16 protein-coding genes and 3 CRISPR repeat arrays are annotated in these 17017 nt (G+C 56.8%); of the genes, 10 read left to right on the top strand and 6 right to left on the bottom strand.

Annotation, left to right across the window (positions count from 1 at the left end; genetic code table 11):
• Positions 1 to 3: 3 nt before the first annotated feature.
• Both AC6HU3_RS02900 and cmk read right to left on the bottom strand, forming a co-directional pair.
• Positions 4 to 729 (bottom strand): lysophospholipid acyltransferase family protein, encoded by a 726-nt coding sequence (locus tag AC6HU3_RS02900; RefSeq protein WP_497474503.1) that lies wholly within the window; start codon positions 727 to 729, stop codon positions 4 to 6.
• A complete protein-coding gene (gene cmk / locus AC6HU3_RS02895; protein WP_497474502.1) occupies positions 719 to 1390 on the bottom strand; it encodes a (d)CMP kinase in 672 nt (223 codons plus the stop codon). The genes AC6HU3_RS02900 and cmk overlap by 11 nt, the downstream gene beginning before the upstream one ends.
• 120 nt (positions 1391 to 1510) lie before the next feature.
• Between cmk and cas6 the strand changes: the two genes are divergently transcribed.
• From cas6 to cas2, 8 genes are read left to right on the top strand one after another with little or no spacing between them, the layout of a single operon-like run.
• The gene (cas6, locus tag AC6HU3_RS02890) at positions 1511 to 2275 is read left to right on the top strand and encodes a CRISPR-associated endoribonuclease Cas6 (RefSeq protein ID WP_497474500.1); all 765 of its coding nucleotides are present in this window, start codon (positions 1511 to 1513) and stop codon (positions 2273 to 2275) included.
• Positions 2272 to 4275: a hypothetical protein gene (locus tag AC6HU3_RS02885; RefSeq protein WP_497474498.1), complete on the top strand. Its 2004-nt coding sequence runs from the start codon at positions 2272 to 2274 to the stop codon at positions 4273 to 4275. Before cas6 ends, AC6HU3_RS02885 begins: the two co-directional genes overlap by 4 nt.
• Entirely contained in the window at positions 4272 to 5276 is a 1005-nt protein-coding gene (cas7b, locus tag AC6HU3_RS02880) for a type I-B CRISPR-associated protein Cas7/Csh2 (RefSeq protein ID WP_497474496.1), read from the top strand. The genes AC6HU3_RS02885 and cas7b overlap by 4 nt, the downstream gene beginning before the upstream one ends.
• Positions 5273 to 6073 carry a CRISPR-associated protein Cas5 gene (gene cas5 / locus AC6HU3_RS02875; RefSeq protein WP_497474495.1) on the top strand — a complete coding sequence of 267 codons (801 nt, stop codon included), beginning with the start codon at positions 5273 to 5275 and terminating at the stop codon, positions 6071 to 6073. The genes cas7b and cas5 overlap by 4 nt, the downstream gene beginning before the upstream one ends.
• Positions 6039 to 8372 (top strand): CRISPR-associated helicase Cas3', encoded by a 2334-nt coding sequence (cas3, locus tag AC6HU3_RS02870; protein ID WP_497474493.1) that lies wholly within the window; start codon positions 6039 to 6041, stop codon positions 8370 to 8372. The genes cas5 and cas3 overlap by 35 nt, the downstream gene beginning before the upstream one ends.
• The gene (cas4, locus tag AC6HU3_RS02865; protein ID WP_497474492.1) at positions 8360 to 8881 is read left to right on the top strand and encodes a CRISPR-associated protein Cas4; all 522 of its coding nucleotides are present in this window, start codon (positions 8360 to 8362) and stop codon (positions 8879 to 8881) included. Before cas3 ends, cas4 begins: the two co-directional genes overlap by 13 nt.
• Complete coding sequence (gene cas1b, locus AC6HU3_RS02860) at positions 8878 to 9885, top strand: type I-B CRISPR-associated endonuclease Cas1b (protein ID WP_497474491.1); 1008 nt, start codon at positions 8878 to 8880, stop codon at positions 9883 to 9885. Before cas4 ends, cas1b begins: the two co-directional genes overlap by 4 nt.
• Positions 9886 to 9890: 5 nt before the next feature.
• On the top strand, positions 9891 to 10154 hold the full coding sequence (gene cas2 / locus AC6HU3_RS02855) for a CRISPR-associated endonuclease Cas2 (RefSeq protein ID WP_497474489.1): 264 nt from the start codon (positions 9891 to 9893) through the stop codon (positions 10152 to 10154).
• 195 nt (positions 10155 to 10349) lie between these two features.
• A CRISPR array of direct repeats spans positions 10350 to 11982; the repeat unit is 30 nt; unit sequence GTTTCGAGCCTACCTATAAGGGATGGAAAC.
• Between the two features lie 136 nt (positions 11983 to 12118).
• Positions 12119 to 12484: a CRISPR direct-repeat array (repeat unit 30 nt; unit sequence GTTTCGAGCCTACCTATAAGGGATGGAAAC).
• Between the two features lie 367 nt (positions 12485 to 12851).
• Positions 12852 to 13208: direct repeats of the CRISPR family, unit length 30 nt; unit sequence GTTTCGAGCCTACCTATAAGGGATGGAAAC.
• 58 nt (positions 13209 to 13266) lie between these two features.
• Here cas2 and AC6HU3_RS02850 read toward each other — a convergent pair.
• The gene (locus AC6HU3_RS02850; protein ID WP_497474487.1) at positions 13267 to 14130 is read right to left on the bottom strand and encodes an IS3 family transposase; all 864 of its coding nucleotides are present in this window, start codon (positions 14128 to 14130) and stop codon (positions 13267 to 13269) included.
• A complete protein-coding gene (locus AC6HU3_RS02845; RefSeq protein ID WP_497473649.1) occupies positions 14127 to 14507 on the bottom strand; it encodes a transposase in 381 nt (126 codons plus the stop codon). The genes AC6HU3_RS02850 and AC6HU3_RS02845 overlap by 4 nt, the downstream gene beginning before the upstream one ends.
• Positions 14508 to 15141: 634 nt before the next feature.
• Here AC6HU3_RS02845 and AC6HU3_RS02840 point away from each other — a divergent pair.
• Entirely contained in the window at positions 15142 to 16065 is a 924-nt protein-coding gene (locus tag AC6HU3_RS02840) for a hypothetical protein (RefSeq protein WP_497474485.1), read from the top strand.
• 79 nt (positions 16066 to 16144) lie between these two features.
• On the opposite strand, the gene AC6HU3_RS02835 is transcribed toward AC6HU3_RS02840, so the two are convergent.
• Entirely contained in the window at positions 16145 to 16375 is a 231-nt protein-coding gene (locus tag AC6HU3_RS02835; protein ID WP_497474483.1) for a hypothetical protein, read from the bottom strand.
• Positions 16376 to 16445: 70 nt separating this feature from the next.
• On the bottom strand, positions 16446 to 16583 hold the full coding sequence (locus AC6HU3_RS02830; protein WP_497474481.1) for a hypothetical protein: 138 nt from the start codon (positions 16581 to 16583) through the stop codon (positions 16446 to 16448).
• 47 nt (positions 16584 to 16630) lie between these two features.
• On the opposite strand from AC6HU3_RS02830, the gene AC6HU3_RS02825 reads away from it, so the two are divergent.
• Positions 16631 to 16969, top strand: a complete 339-nt coding sequence (locus AC6HU3_RS02825) for a hypothetical protein (RefSeq protein ID WP_497474479.1) — start codon at positions 16631 to 16633, stop codon at positions 16967 to 16969.
• Positions 16970 to 17017: the final 48 nt, after the last annotated feature.

The following is a 17017-nucleotide window of genomic DNA, read 5'->3' as shown; positions in this document are numbered from 1 at the left end:
GCCTCACACCTCCTGTTTGGTTGGTTGTTGTTTGTTTTCTTTCTCAAGGCTCCTCAAAAAGGGGTAATACCCCTTCTGGCGCGCTTCTTCAAACTTGGCCCGGTCGGCGGGATCCGCCAGGGCGATGATGGAAAGGGCCAGCCGGGCCACAAAGGTGTCCACATCCTCACCGGGCTCCACCCGCAGGGGAGGTCCGAACCGGACCTCCGGTCGGGCGATCCGGAGGATCCACTTCCACAGAGGGGCCTTCATGTTCACAAGCCAGACGGGCACCACGGGCACGTTGGCCTTGTAGGCCAGAAACACCACCCCCCGCTGGAGGGGAAGCAGGGGATAGCGGGTGCGGTTGCGGGTTCCTTCCGGAAAGATGGTGACCACGTGGCCGGACTGGAGGAGCCGGAGAGACCGCCGCAGAGCCGCCACCCCGCCGGCTGCCCGGTCCACAGGCAGGGCGTTCCAGGTGCGGATCACCCAGGCGAACAGGCGACCCCAGGGGGTGGGGGAGTCAAAGAGTTCCCGCTTGGCCAGGAAAAAGATCTCCCGGGGGGAGCCATAGCCCACCATGGGAGGGTCCCAGGACGACCGGTGGTTGGGGGCAAGAATCACGCTCCCCGTCCGGGGGACGTGTTCGGCGCCCCGGACCCGCACCCCCAGGACAAAGCGGAACACCGGACCCAGCAGGATCCGGGCCAGCCTCCAGTGGACGCTCATGGGGGCTTCAGCCTTCACCGCACCGCTCCGCATAGAGATGGACAATGGCCGACACCACCTCTTCAGGAGAAAGGTCCGTGGTGTCCAGCACCACCGCGTCGGGATGGACGGTGAGAGGGCCGTCCGCCCGGCGGGCGTCGGCCGTATCCCGCCGGATCAGATCGTCCAGCACCGCGCGAAAGGCGGGGGCATCCTCGCCGGCCGCCTCCCAGCGCCGGCGGGCCCGCTCTTTCCGGGTGGCGGTCAGGAACACCTTGAGGCAGGCATCCGGGGCGATCACCGTGGTGGCGTCCCGCCCTTCCAGCACCACCTTCCCCTCCTCGGCGAGGCGTCGCTGGAGGGCCACCAGGATCTCCCGGACTTTTCCGCAGGAGGCCACCCGGGACACCCCGCGATCCACCTCTGGCAGGCGAAGATAGGGTGTCACATCCTCCCCGTCCAGGAACACCCGGGGCTCCCCGTTTTCCACGTCCACGGTGAGAGACACCTGCCGGGCCTCCCGGGCCATGCGATCGCAATCGTCCAGGGGAATGTTCCGGGTGAGAAACGCCCAGGTGAGGGCACGATACATCAGACCGGTATAGATGGGCCGAAAACCCAGCGCGCGGGCAACCTCCCGCGTGATCACGGTCTTGCCTGCACCGGCCGGCCCATCAATGGCAACCGCACGGAGAACCAACGACGCAACGCCTCCAAATGGGATGCGCTAATGATACGGTGTCCACCCGCGCCTGTCAAGGATCGGGGCTCTCATGCCCCCCTCTTGAACGTCTGAACCTTCTCCCGTACAGTACCTCCCATGAGGGTCACCCTTCGCTTTTGGCCCCGGGAAGGACCCCTGGTCCTTCCTGTCCATTATCATCCCATCCTTCAGGGGTTCATCTATCGCCATCTGGACGCCGCCCTGGCCCGCTGGTTTCACAACGAGGGCTACCGCTATGGCAAACGGCGGTTCAAGATGTTCACCTTTTCCCGGATCCTCGGCCGAAAACCCCGGTATGATCCCGAAACCCGGAGCCTTGCCTTCACCGGAACCCTCACCCTGAAGGTGAGTGCGGTGGATGTGGATTTTCTCGAGTCTTTCGCCACCTATCTCGTGCGCAAACGGCATGTGGAACTCCGGGGTCAGACGTGTGATCTCGTGGGGGTGGAGGTGGAAATGACGCCGCCCTATGCGAAGTCGGTTCGCATCCGCACCCTTTCCCCCATCACGGTGTATCGGACGCTGGAGGAAAACGGCCGGAAAAGGACGCACTTTTTCCATCCGGAAGAGGAGGAGTTTGGTCGCATGGTGCTGGACAACCTCGCCCGCAAAGCCCACGCCCTGTGGGGTGAAGCCCCCTCACTCAACGGTGCGTGGATCCGGCCACGAAGGATCCGGAAGCAGGTGATCACCTATTTCAAGACCACCCTGATCAAGGGGTGGGATGGAGAGTTTGACATCCACCTCCCGAAAGCGTATTTTCCCCTGATGCTGGATGCCGGTCTGGGCGCCAAAAACGCCCAGGGATTCGGGATGGTGGAGGTGGTGCCCGGAGACGAAAGCAAGGAGGACGGGGTATGATCCGGATCCTGTATGATCTTGGACGTCAGGTTGCCGGGGGACAGGACGTTTCTCTCCCTTATGCCCCTGTGAAAAAACCGTACACGGTTTTCATCTTTCGGTCAGAACCCGACGGGTTTCGGCGGATCCCACAGGAGATTCAACCACGGGAAGGGCTGGATGTTCATCCGCTTGTCCGTAAACTCGCCTTTGTGGGGAATCGGAAGGGCAATGCCCCCAAGGACCTCCTGACCGTGGAAGGAAACGGCATCCGGTATCTTCTGTTTGGGGGTCCCTGGACACTGCTTGCTGAAGTTGAAAAACGGAGTGAAAAACATCCCGATATGGCGCGTTTTGCAACGCGCCTCAGGCGTCTGATCGAACGGGTGGGATTCCTGGAATTCCGGGATGGGAACGGCAATACATCTCGAATGCTGAATCTCCTGCGGTTTCTCCCGCAGGAAGAAATGCAAAGATTCTGGGAAGGCCTGCGCGAGGCCCTTCAGGAGATCGGGATCCCTGCAGGGGAAGACATGAACGAAACGAGCCTTATCGAGCTTGCATCCTCTTTGGGAAAGATCTCGGAGTTTGAAAAGCGGGTGGCGCAAGTCTTTCAGCGCGTGGTGGCGGGGAAGGTTTCTTCCAAAGAAGGCGTGATCTGGACGCTTGCGGACGAAGAGGGACTTCTTGCCGAAGATCCTGCTTATCGAGCCTATGTGGCTGAGACCTTCCGGCCCTCTTCCCACGGAGGGGAGGAGGGGCACTGTCGTTTGTGTAACCGGAGAACGCAGGTTTCCTCCCGCACCTCGGAATTGAAGTTTTTCAAGTTTTACAACACGGATAAACCGGGATTTGCTCCCCATCTCCGGGAAGAAGCCTTCACCTCCCTTCTCGGGATCTGTGATCGCTGTTTTACCTTTATTCTCCATGGAGATCGGATGGTGGCCGAGCGGTTATCCACAAATCTTGCGGGGAAGAAAGTTTATCTTCTCCCCCATCCCGTTCCTGATCGTCTGGACCTTCAGGAACTATCCGAGGTGCTTCGGGGGAAGGTGGACAGTTTGTGGACCCTGAAGCAGTGGAAGGTTTTTCAGGACAGATTTCAGAAAATTGTGCGCTGGCAGGAAACCTGGGATATGTTGCGAGAGACGGTTCGTGTGGATTTTGTTTTTGCCACGCCGTCCAATGCGGCGGTCAAAGTCCATCGGGTGATCCATGACGTTCCCCCTTCCCGTCTGGAAGAACTGGACCAGACCCGCCAGACCGTGGAGGAATGGGCGGAGTCCCGATTCTTCCTTCCAGGCAACTGGAATTTTCATCTGGATGCCCATTACCGTCTCTTCCCCATCACGAAAAACGCTCAGGTTCCCCTTGTGTTTCTGGATTATCTGGAAGCGCTCTTTCAGGGCTACCCTCTGCTGTGGGAGGACCTCACCCGGTTCTGGGTGGAAGGGGCCCGGATTCACCATTTTGGTCTTGAAAAGGCGTATAAAATGCGAAGCGGGGTCTCTGTGGAACGGTATATGGTCGAGACCCTGGTGCTTTATCATTTTCTGGCCCTTCTGGGTCTTCTCGAGTCTGTTCAATCCACACCAGGAGGATGGGAGATGTCTGGATTGCCTTCTCATCTCGAAGCGTTTCTTCAGGAGACCGGGCTTACCGGTCGGCGAGCCGGTCTGTTTCTCATCGGCTATGTGATGGGCAAAATCGGGGAAGCACAGCAGCAGGGGGTTCCCCTCAAAGAGCGAAAAAGTCCGCCAATCCTGAACGCCATCACCTTCACGGGAATGGACGATGGAAAAATTCGCCGTCTTGTCAATCAGGTGTTTGATCGGATGCGCCATTACCTGAAGGGCTATGATTATGAAGAGGGGACGAGACTTCTGGCCCTGGGGCAAGCATGGTATGAACAGGGCAAAGACCCCCTTGCCCCTTATGAAGCCACATACTGGGTTCTTGCCGGATATGGGTTTGCCCGTCTCGGGAAAAAAGAACGGAAAAACAGGGAGGAGGAAGCATGATCACCCGCAACAGTGAAATCCTGTTCCTGTATGATGCTCGTCTGTGCAATCCCAACGGGGATCCGGACGAGGAAAACCGGCCCCGGATGGATTATGAAACGGGGCGGAATCTGGTGAGCGATGTACGTCTCAAGCGTTATCTCCGGGACTACTGGCTGAGTTTTGATGAAGCCCGGTGGAAGGCCCTGGGATATGATGCGCCGCAGGACATCTGGGTGCGCAAAGAAGAAAAGGACGGAATGGCCCGAACCGTCAGCGCAAAAGAACGGATTGAAAGTCTGGCTCAGGCGTATGGTGGTGGGAAAAAAGCCAAGGAACTTTCAAAAGACCCGGAGTTTCCCGCTTTTCTGAAGCGGCATCTGGTGGATCTCCGGATGTTTGGTGCGACGGTACCCATTGAGGGGGGAACCGGGGGCGGTGCTTCCCTCACCTTCACGGGACCGGTTCAGTTCTCCTGGGGATATTCCCTGAACCGTGTGGAGATCCTTCCTTCGGCGACCATCTCCTCCACCTTTGCCGGTCGGGAAACGGGGGAAAAGGGGGAGTACGGAACGTTTGGAAAAGACTGGCGGGTGAAATATTCCTTTCTTGCTTTCTGGGGTCAGGTGAGTGCCTTTCGGGCGAAAGAGACGGGCATGACGGAGAGGGATCTGGAACTTCTGGATCGGAGCATGTTTGAAGCCCTTCCCCTTCTGGCCACAACCCGGAGCAAAATCGGACAGACGCCCCGGCTGTATTTCCGGGTGGAATACCGGGATCCCCATACCTTTGTGGGAGATCTTCGGGAGGGGCTTCGTCTTGAGCGGACGGAGGGACTGGAGAGTCTGGACGATGTGAAACTGGATTTTACGGGGCTTGTGGATCGACTGGTTCGGGTGAAAGACCGGATCCAGGAGGTGCGGGTTCAGATTCACCCGTCTTTTCAGGAAGGAAAGAGGCTTCTTACGGTTCTCCGGGAGGCTCTGGGGGATCGTGTGAAGCAACAGGGGGAACCGGGATGAGGGAGACCATCCCTCTTGCGGCCCTGACCCTGCGGGGTCCCATGGCCCATTTTCGAAAATTTTATGCCACCACCTCCGCCCTCACATACCCCTTTCCCCCCCGGACAACCCTCATGGGGCTCGTGGCAGGTCTCCTGGGGCGGGATCGCGACACATACTATGAAGCGTTCCGAAGTGAGAACCTGTGGGTTGCGGTGCGAATCCTTGTTCCGGTGCGCATCCGTGCGTTCACGGTGAACTATCTCTTCACGAAAGGCGGTGCGCTTTACAACGAGGGGCGGGGAACGCAGATCCCTCTGCACTGGGTCCTTCCCCGCCCCCCTCATCGAACCCTTGCCTACCGGGTGTACGTTTCCACGCCGGATTCAGCTCTGTGGGAGGAGATGGTACGGGTTTTCCGGGAAGGGACGTTTCACTGGCCGGCGTATCTCGGGATCACGGAAGCACTTGCATGGATCAGTGACGTCTGGATTGGCGAGACGGAGCTTTTTTCCCCGGAGGAACCGGTGACGCTGGTGACGCCCTTTCCCCATCATCCCGATCTTCGGCTGGCGCTCGGGAACGCAACCGGGCGCCGGGCTCTCCTTCTGGACGAGTTCACAGAGGATTTCGTCTCTTCTGAACCGGGGGGCTGGTGGAAGCGTGTCCCCCGTCGCACCATCACGCTGATGTTTGAAGAAGCGGGTCGGCCGGTCCAGGTGTACGTGCCCTATCCCGTGTTCCGGATCCCTGAAGACGAAGGGGTTGCCGGGGCGTTTCTTCATGCGTTTCGAGTCCCATCCGGGCATCCCGCTTGAGGAACATCTCAGGGCCGTTGCTGAAGGGGCCCGAAAGAACCTGGATCATCCGGCGCTCAGGGCGTCATTTCTGAAAGATCTGGCGTGGATTGTGGGGTATGCCCACGATTTTGGGAAATACACGCGGTTTTTTCAGTCGTACCTGCGACACGGCAAACCTTCCCCCCTGACCCGCCACAGCGTCCTGTCGGCGTTTTTTGCGTGGCACCTTGCAAAGCGTCACGTAAAGGACCCGCTGGCGCCCCTTCTTGCCTATCTTGCCGTGCACCGTCACCATGGACATCTCGTGCATCCGGCATCCGCCTTGCCCGATCTGAAGAATCGGCGATTCTGGCATGTGCTGAGACAGCAGTGGGAAGATCTTCAACAGCGTCGGGAGGCGGTGAGAGAAAGCCTTTCCAGAGTTCATCCACACGCGGATGAGGGGTTTCTGGACCACACGGTGGATGATGTTCGGCGCTGGGTGGAGGAAATGGAAGAAGCGCATTACAGGTTTGATCGGACGATGCGTCAGGCGTTCAGTCCGGACCGAGCCCGTTATGCCCTGTATCTTCAGCTTCTTTTTTCTGCCCTCATCAGTGCAGACAAGTTTGCCGCTGCGGGTGTGGAGCGTCCGGACCGGGTGGAGTCCCTGCCGCCGGATCTTGTGGATGCATATGTCTCGAAGTTGCCTGCGGGGGACCTTTCCGAACTGCGCGGAAACATTCAGAAAGACGTGAGCGATGTGCTGGAAAGCGCTCCTCTCCCCGGGGTATTCACCCTGACGGCACCCACGGGTTCGGGGAAAACGCTGGCGGCTCTTCGGGGAGGACTTGTGATTCGAATGCGGCTTCAGGAAGACTGGGGTGTGCCCCCACGGATCCTGTATGCCCTTCCATTCATCAACTTGATTGAGCAAACCGTGGGGGGTTTTGAACGTGTGCTTTCGGGGCATCCCGAATTCCCGAAATCTCCTGAGCGCTTTCTTCTTCCCCATCACCATCTTGCCGATGTGCGTTATCGGGAGGAGGAAGAGGAGCGTCCTGTGAGAGAAGCCCTGCTTCTTGCAGAAGATTTTGAGAGCGAGGTTGTGGTCACCACCTTTGTTCAGATTTTTCACACCCTTCTGGGCTATGAAAACCGGATGCTCAAAAAGTTCCACAACGTGATCGGTTCGGTTTTGATCCTGGACGAGCCTCAGCAGTTTCCGGCGGAATACTGGAATGCGCTCGGGTGGATGCTGAACCTTTTGAAGGAAGAAGTGGGTGTGACGGCTATACTCATGACGGCGACGCAGCCCGAGATCCCCGTGAAGGCGGTGGAACTTGTGAAGGAGGCGACGGCGAAGGCTTTCTGGATCCGGAGCCGGTATGAAGTTCAGGATCTTGAAGGCGATCTTGAGATGCAGGTTCGGGACATGGCGGATCGAGGCGTCCGTCAGCTTGTGGTGGTGAACACCATCCGGACCAGTTTGGAGTTGTGGGATCGTTTTGCTTCGCTGGATGTTCCCCGGTTTTATCTTTCGACGAATATCCTTCCCCTGCATCGTCGGAGGCGGGTGGAGGAGATCCGGCGTCTTCTGCAGGAGGGAGAGCCTTTGCTTGTGGTTGCGACGCAGGTGGTGGAAGCCGGGGTGGATCTGGATTTTGATGTGGTGTATCGTGAGCATGCACCGCTGGACGCGCTGATCCAGGCAGCGGGGCGGTGCAATCGGGAGGCGAAGCGTTCGTCTGGAAGGGTTTATCGCTTTTCTCTGGAACATACGCTTGAGCGAAGCCGGCCGGTGTATGGCCGGGTGGCGCTGGATGTTGCGCGGGAGGTGTGGGACGGATCGTTGATGGCGGAAGCCGATCTTGTGCGTCTGTTGCGGGAGAAGTATTATCCCGAACTTCGCCTTCGGCGGGATCTTCTGTCAGGCTCGGAACGTCTGTGGAGGCTGTATGGGCGGATGATGTTTCTGGACCCTGCGGGATTCAGGGAATCGTTGAGGGATTTTCCGCTGATTGCCCCCCGTCGTGAGGTGCCGGTGCTTGTGATGCTGAGCGAGGCAGATGAGGAGCGACTGGAAGAAGTGTGGGAAGAGGTTTTTCAGGGAGAGGATTTTGAAAGGCGAACCGAAGCCTATTTGCGCCATCGCAGGTGGCTTCATGAGCGGACCCTGCGCGTGCTGGAGTCCCGTGTTCGGGTGAATCTTCCTCCCGCATGGAAAGATACGGGGTACCGGTGGGTTCCTTATGCTGAACTTTCGGCTTATTACGATGGGGAGACGGGTTATCGGTGGCGTTTTGAAGAGGTGGAGGGGGACGTGTGGATGCTTTGAGCCGGGTGCGTCCGTATCTGGTGCAGGCGTTTCTGGTGTGTCCGCGGCAGGCCTGGCTGGAGGGACATGGACTTTCAGGAGACCAGGAGCAGGATGATCTGGTCCTGGGGCGGTGGGTGCATGAGACGAGTTACAGGAGGTTACGGAAGGAGATCTGGGTGGATGAGCAGTTGAAGGTGGATCTGATGGAAGGGGAGATTGTGGCGGAGGTGAAGAAATCGTCTTCCAGGGTGGAGGCAGCGCGTTGGCAGTTGCTGTATTACCTGTACTATTTGAAGCACGTGAAAGGGCTTGAGCGGGAAGGGGTTCTTCTGTTCCCCCGGGAGCGCAGGCGGGAGCGGGTGGTTCTCACGCCGGAGCTTGAAAAGGCGCTGGAAGAGAAAATTCGGGAGCTTGTGGATCTTCTTGAGGCGCCGGTTCCTCCACCGGCGGTATGGATTGGGGCATGCAGGCGGTGTTCTTTTGTGGAGTATTGCTGGAGCGATGACGATATGGAGGTGGATGAATGAGTGGCCCATCCCTTCGGGAGAGGTTGTATCTTTTTTCAAGTGGGAGTCTGAAGCGGGAGCACCATACGATTCGGTTTGATCCCCTGCATGGAGGGCGGCCGGTTTTTCTTCCGGTGGAGCAGGTTCGGGAGATTCTTGTGTTCGGGGAGGTGGATCTCAACAAGCGGTTTCTTGAGTTTTTGAGTGCTCGTGGGATTCTTTTGCATTTTTTCAACCGTTACGGGTGGTATGTGGGGACGTTCTATCCCCGTGAGCATCAGAATGCGGGGCTGGTGGTGGTCCGACAGGTGGAGCATTATCTGAATCCGGAGTGGCGGCTTCGTCTGGCGAAAGCATTTGTGAAGGGAGCGATCTGGAATATGCGGCAGGTTCTTGTGTATTATGAGCGGCGAGGTGTGGAGGTGGGAGATGTTCGGGAATATCTTGAGCGTGTGAATCTGGAGAGGGTGAAGGGCACGGCGGATTTGATGGCGCTGGAGGGGCGGGTTCGGGAAGCATACTGGCGGGCGTTTGATCGGGTGATTGAGGGGACGGGGTTTGCGATGGGGAAGCGGGAAAGGCGTCCGCCGTCCAATGAGGTGAATGCTCTGGTGAGTTTTGGGAACGGTTTGCTTTACGCGGCGGTGTTATCGGAGATTTACCGGACGCATCTGGATCCGAGGATTGGTTTTTTGCACGAAACGAATTTCCGGCGGTTCACGTTGCATCTGGATGTATCCGAAGTGTTCAAGCCTGTGCTGGTGGAGCGGACAGTGCTGTCGCTGTTGAGGCGGAAGAAGATTCAGGAGAAGCATTTTCGTGGGGTGGAAGGGGGGATCTATTTGAACGAAGAAGGAAGACGGGTGTTTGTGGAGGCGTGGGAGAGAGCTCTTCGTCGGACGCTGATGCACCGGCGGTTGAAGCGGAAGGTATCGTACAGGCGGGTGATTCGGCTGGAGCTTCTTCGACTGGAGAAGCATTTCGTGGAGGGAGTGGTGTATGAGCCGTTTCGGTTGAAGGGGTAGGGGGGATGTATGTAATTCTGGTGTATGATGTGGAGGTGGAGCGGGTTGCGAAGGTGTTGAAGGTGGCGCGGCGGTATTTGATGTGGGTGCAGAATTCGGTGCTGGAAGGGGAGCTGACGCCGGCACAGTTTGAGCGGTTGAAGGCGGAGTTGCGAGGGGTGATGGATCCGGAGGTGGATTCGGTGATCTTTTATGTTTTTCGTTATCGGGAGATGGTGAAGCGGGAGCAACTTGGGAAGGAGAAGGGTCTTGAGGGGTTTGTGCTCTGAGGGAGCATGGTGTGTCGTCGACCTCCGGTGGTGCAAAAAGTCCGGGGGGTCGACGACAGGTGGGGGAGGGTGAGAAAATCCTGAAGGGAAGGGGTGTTTGACCTTTCCGGACTCAAACTATATGATAAGAAACGCAGGGTCTTTTGAACTGAGAGTGGATGTGAGGAATCCCGCCGGGATCGGGGATGCTGGCGGGTTTCGAGCCTACCTATAAGGGATGGAAACTTCCACGGGGACGTCCGGGCCGGTGGTGATGTCCGTGGTTTCGAGCCTACCTATAAGGGATGGAAACGCCCGAACCCATCCCCGATTATTTCTCCCACAACCCCGGGGTTTCGAGCCTACCTATAAGGGATGGAAACCCTTTCTGTGGCGGGAACTTCCAAAACGAGACGAGGCGGTTTCGAGCCTACCTATAAGGGATGGAAACTTTGTGGATGGGTGGTCGGGTTTATTTGGGGGAGGGGGTTTCGAGCCTACCTATAAGGGATGGAAACCCCCAGGCCTACATCGGACCGGATGAGCGGGAGCGGGTTTCGAGCCTACCTATAAGGGATGGAAACTTTCCTCCTCCACCACTTCGACCTCCTCCACGAAACGTTTCGAGCCTACCTATAAGGGATGGAAACGAGAGGGCAGTCCCGGCACCAACCCAGGAGGCGGTGGGTTTCGAGCCTACCTATAAGGGATGGAAACCAGGATACACAATCGCGCCCGCCTTCCGGGGCAGAGTTTCGAGCCTACCTATAAGGGATGGAAACCTCCATCCGGACCGGGACGGCCTGCACCGTGTGCGGGGTTTCGAGCCTACCTATAAGGGATGGAAACCCCGAAGCAAGCAGGCAAGGGAGGCCGTAGGCCGACGTTTCGAGCCTACCTATAAGGGATGGAAACTCCGGCCTCCATGGCCTCCATCCCGTGGGAAGTAGGGTTTCGAGCCTACCTATAAGGGATGGAAACAGAGTGGACCGGTCCGGCGTGGGACGCTCCGGCTCCGTTTCGAGCCTACCTATAAGGGATGGAAACTGAGGAATCTCACCTTCCATCACCAGGGCATCCAGAAGTTTCGAGCCTACCTATAAGGGATGGAAACAACTGCGGAACCGTGCACGGGAGCTGTTGAGCACTGGTTTCGAGCCTACCTATAAGGGATGGAAACCGGACATGAAGCCTTCTTTCGGGCTCTGGTGGACGAGGTTTCGAGCCTACCTATAAGGGATGGAAACTGATGCGGAAACCGTTGTGGAAGCCTTGGGGCTTACGGTTTCGAGCCTACCTATAAGGGATGGAAACAACTTCCGCCCCATGTTGTGTTGACTCGCACGCTGGGTTTCGAGCCTACCTATAAGGGATGGAAACCGGATCTTTCAAGGGACGTCACGCTGGACCAGGTGAGTTTCGAGCCTACCTATAAGGGATGGAAACAGAGACTCCCCTTCGGGTGGTCGGCGGCGGGTTCCACGTTTCGAGCCTACCTATAAGGGATGGAAACGGGCCTCCCGCATCCGCCCACGGATGATGGAGGTCTGGTTTCGAGCCTACCTATAAGGGATGGAAACCATCCGGGCGCAGAAGATTGGTCTGGACGGTGCGGTGGTTTCGAGCCTACCTATAAGGGATGGAAACCCACAACGACCGTCACGGGGTGCAGCCGGTCCATGAGTTTCGAGCCTACCTATAAGGGATGGAAACACCATTTTGAGCTTCTGGATACCTTGGTTCCACCACCTCTGTTTCGAGCCTACCTATAAGGGATGGAAACATGAACGCCGGAGGGTTTGTCAAGGCAAACAAAAACGTTTCGAGCCTACCTATAAGGGATGGAAAGAGCCACCCCACGAGGTTGTTCAACACCAAAAACCTCGTGGGGACCCCGACGTGAAAAAACATCCTGAAAACCGTAAAATCTCTGGAGTTTATCGGGGTCCCCGCGGAAAAATCTCTGATTTTTTCGCGGGGGGGGAACTTTCGAGCCTACCTATAAGGGATGGAAACATGATCACCCACACCCGACGGTCCAGATCGTCCGGAGTTTCGAGCCTACCTATAAGGGATGGAAAGAGGAAGAACAGGAAAGAAAAGAATTGGAGAGAGTGGGTTTCGAGCCTACCTATAAGGGATGGAAACAATGGGTGATGATGGGAGAGAAGGCAGCGATGGTGTGGTTTCGAGCCTACCTATAAGGGATGGAAACAACTACGCGGGTGGGACCGTGTGCAACAGCGCCTGAGTTTCGAGCCTACCTATAAGGGATGGAAACCCGATACACCGCCCACCACCATCCGGTCTTTCGTGATATGGTTTCGAGCCTACCTATAAGGGATGGAAAGAGCCACCCCACGAGGTTTTTCAACACCAAAAAACCTCGTGGGGACCCCGACATGAAAAAACATCCTGAAAACCGTAAAATCTCTGGAGTTTATCGGGGTCCCCGCGGAAAAATCTCTGATTTTTTCGCGGGGGGAACTTTCGAGCCTACCTATAAGGGATGGAAACCGCCGTGCGCCAGGGCGTACAACTCAATGACCACAAGTTTCGAGCCTACCTATAAGGGATGGAAAGAGCCACCCCACGAGGTTTTTCAACACCAAAAAACCTCGTGGGGACCCCGACATGAAAAAACATCCTGAAAACCGTAAAATCTCTGGAGTTTATCGGGGTCCCCGCGGAAAAATCTCTGATTTTTTCGCGGGGGGAACTTTCGAGCCTACCTATAAGGGATGGAAACTTGAACACCACGATCATACTTTCACCCCGGCGCTTTGTTTCGAGCCTACCTATAAGGGATGGAAACCGGGTACGGCGGGAAGGTGTTTGCTGCGTCCCTGCGTTTCGAGCCTACCTATAAGGGATGGAAACCCTGGGCTGGGTGGGATGAGGACCCGGACCCGGCAAGTTTCGAGCCTACCTATAAGGGATGGAAACAAAACACGGAAAAAACTCTGGACCTGTCCCCCGTGTTTCGAGCCTACCTATAAGGGATGGAAACTTCTCCCCGCGCCGCAGTGCCAGCGCGTGGCGCAGGTTTCGAGCCTACCTATAAGGGATGGAAACCCCCGGCGGTGGGTGTCCCGTCCGGCTATATGTTTACATCCGGAAGGGGGGAGTCGGTTCATGATGGCCTCCCGGATGCTTTGATGGCTTCAAAAGCTGGAATGACAACCTCTCCTCTGTACACCTCCTCCGGTGTCGCATACCCCAACGCTTCGTGAGGACGATCCGTGTTGTACAGCCTGATCGCCTCTTCCACCGCCCGACGCAATGACTCCTCGTCCGGAAATCCCTCCCCAAGCCCATACTCCCCCTTCAACGTCCCAATCGCCCGCTCCATGTACGCGTTGTCATACGCATTCCCCTTCCGACCCATGCTCGCCTGAATTTCCTGCCTTTCCAGATACTCCACGTACCGCCGGTTCGTGTACTGCACCCCATGGTCGCTGTGATGCACCATCCCCTCCCGCTTCCACAACGCGCCTTCCACCGCCATCTGCAGTGCCTCCAGCGCATAGGTCCCCTCCAGGCTCCGACCCACCCTCCATCCCACGATCTTCCGGCTGTACAGGTCCATTACAACAAACAGATACCGGAAATCCCCGCCCACCGGCAAAAACGTGATATCTGCCACCCACACCTGGTCCGGACCCGTGACCCAGAAACCCTTCAGACGATTGGGAAAAGTCTGATCTCCGGATCTTGTGGTCCGAACCCGGGATCGCGGGGATGGCACCGTCAGATCCGTCTCTCGAAGAAGGGCATACAGCCTGTCCCGTCCCATCCGGATCCCTTCTCGTTCCAGAAAGGGCTTCAACTTCACAAGAAGTTTTCGCCCGCCCATCCGGGGGTGCTTCCTCCGGATCATCTGGACCATGAAGATAACCTTCTCTTCCTCTTCTCGCCTTCGTTTCTCCCGACGCTTCTTCTGATAGTACGCCTGGCGGGTGATCCCCATGGCTCTGCATACGGCTTCCACCGTCACCCCCGGTCCTCCTTTTTCTCTCGCCCGTTCGATGATCTCCGTCCGTTTTTTTTCGCGAGGTCCTTTCCATACGTCTCCTGATAGATCTCCAGCGTACCTTCCAGAACGGCCTTTTCCACGGCCAGACGGGCGATGGTTTTCTCCATCCAGGCGATCCGGCGACGGAGTTTCCGGATCTCGGCTTCGGCGTCGTTTTCCGTTCCCGAAGTTACAGGTGGATGCACGCTGTATTGCTCAATCCACCGCTTGATCGTCATGGTGCCTCCAATGCCATACTTCCTCCGGAGGGATGATAGCGAAGCCCCTTCCTCATATTCCCGGACCACCTGAAGTTTGAAGGCTTCCGTGTACCGTTTTTTCTTGCTTTTTCCAGACATTTCTTCTCCTCCCCCGACCCCCCTATGATACACCCAAAAATGTAAACGTTTTTCCGGACGGGTCAGAAACTCGTAGAACCAGTACTGGATGGGTTCTTGAGCTTCTGTTTCGAGCCTACCTATAAGGGATGGAAACTACCAGTCCCTCCTGCTCGAGCTCCTCCCAGAGCTGCGTTTCGAGCCTACCTATAAGGGATGGAAACTAACCTCGACGGGATAGACTTTCAGCGATAGTCATAGGTTTCGAGCCTACCTATAAGGGATGGAAACCCGATACACCGCCCACCACCATCCGGTCTTTCGTGATATGGTTTCGAGCCTACCTATAAGGGATGGAAAGAGCCACCCCACGAGGTTTTCAACACCAAAAACCTCGTGGGGACCCCGGCAGATTCACCCCATGGAGTTTTCTACATCAAAAACTCCATGGGGACCCCGGCGGGAAAAACATCCTGAAAACCGTAAAATCTTGACCTCTCCGCAGAATTCAGATTCCCCCCAACCTATCCCTGCTCAGAAGCGGCAACGCGTTTCCCGGGATGATCGGGATCTCCACCTGGGTGGGCTTTCTTGGACATGCGAGGACCGTTGATTTTCCTGAAGGGGGAATGTATACTAACCACGAAGGAGGTGGATGATGCGTGCGTCGGTTTTGAAACGTTTGATGGAGATTGAGGACAAGCGTCTTCGGGATGTACTTGTGGATGTGGTGGAGGAAATGGAGCGGGAGCTTGCCACAAAAGAGATGCTTGAAGCATTTGTTCAGCGAACGGATGAAAATTTCAAACGGGTTTGGGAAGCGATTCACGAGCTTGCCGAGGCCCAGAAACGTACTGAACAACGGGTGGAAGAGCTTGCGGAGGCGCAGAAGCGTACAGAGGAACGAGTGGGTCGTTTGGAGAAGGTGGTGGAGGAGCTTGCGGAGGCGCAGAAGCGTACAGAGGAACGAGTAGGTCGTCTGGAGAAGGTGGTGGAGGAACTTGCGGAGGCGCAGAAACGTACAGAGGAACGAGTAGGTCGTCTGGAGAAGGTGGTGGAAGATCTTGCAGAGGCGCAGAAGCGCACGGAGGAGGAGTTACGGAGTTTGGCGGAAGAAGTTCATGAGCTCCACCGCGCCTTCTGGGGGGAGAAGGGTCGGCTGGATGGGGAGCGGTATGAGCGAAAGATCGCCCAGTCCGCCCGACGGCTTCTGGGGAGAGGAAAGGGTGGAAGCCCTTCCACGGTTGAAGTTCAGCGGATGCTGGATGAAATGCTGAAGGATGTGGATGTGGTGACGCTGGATGCAGAAGAAGATCCGTATCTTGCGGATCTGATCTGGATGAAAGATGGGGTGGTGCTGGTGGTGGAGATTTCGCTGGTTGTGGATCGGTGGGATGTGGTGCGAGCAAAGAAGCGTGCGGAAGTGATGAGGCGTGGGGGGATCGAGGCAAAGCCGGTGGTGATGGGTGAGCGGTGGGCAACGGAGGATACGAAAACCCTGGCAGAAGAGAAAGGCGTGGCATGGCATGTGGGAGGAAAATTTTCATCGGATCTCATCGAGATCCGACGGAAGACATGACGCGTTCGGTTTTGTGCGGTGAACTCTGAACGGAAGTTCACCCATGAGTTCGGACACCGGGGAAGAGGGATTGGGTTTCTCACCCCACGACGTTCCGAAGGAATGTCGTGGGGATCCCTTTGAATAACCAGGTTTTGATCGGATTTTCGTGAGAAATCCGTGGGGTGAAAATACGACGGAAAAGTTCCTGGCGTACCTCTCCTCCAAGAAGTAACACAATGCCGTAGATCAGGAGCAAAAATCCTACCAGCTTTTCCATCACCACTTGTTTCTTGCTCATCACATCTCCCAACCCCAGCAGGCTTTTCATGTCCCAAAACGTCCTCAATCTCCATCCGCCTGCGGAAAACCCTCCGCTTCTTCAGGTTCCAGTGTGGTCATCAGCCATCAAGGTCACCCGCCCCCACGCCCACGTTGACAAACGTATACTTTCCGGGGTCCCCATGGCGTTTCCGGAGGGAAACGTCATGGGGTGAGAGATGGCGCAGGAGGGTGGTATAACTGAATTCCCGGTCCATCCCAAGGGGACGATCTCCAGAGAACCTTCCAGGAAAGAAGCGTCTGGATGTGGACGGCATTTCGTGAGTTTCCAGTATCTTTGAGGGTTTTTGAGGAGAAGGCTGTATGCAAAGGGGATGGCGCGCCCTCGCAGAGGGGCGGCGAGAACGAGGAGCCAGAAGCCGCGGGTTTTGCCATCTTTCAGGGTTCCGACGTATTCTGTCTTGCGGGCCTGGGGTCTTTCGATTTCGGTGACGTCGGCGATCACGAAAGGAGCGGTTTCAGGGAAAAGCCTCCAGAGGGTTTCATGGGGATCAAAGTGTTCGAGGAAGCGCTGGATACGCTTATACGCGGCACTTTCAGAAACGCCTTTCATCTTGCGAGCCATGGAAGAGATACGCAGTGACGGGCCTCCAGGAAAGCGTATCCGAGGGGAAAGTATACAGCTTTCCCC

It is taken from the genome of Caldifarcimen microaerophilum, from assembly GCF_055387105.1.
This window is presented reverse-complemented; position numbering and strand designations above follow the sequence as displayed.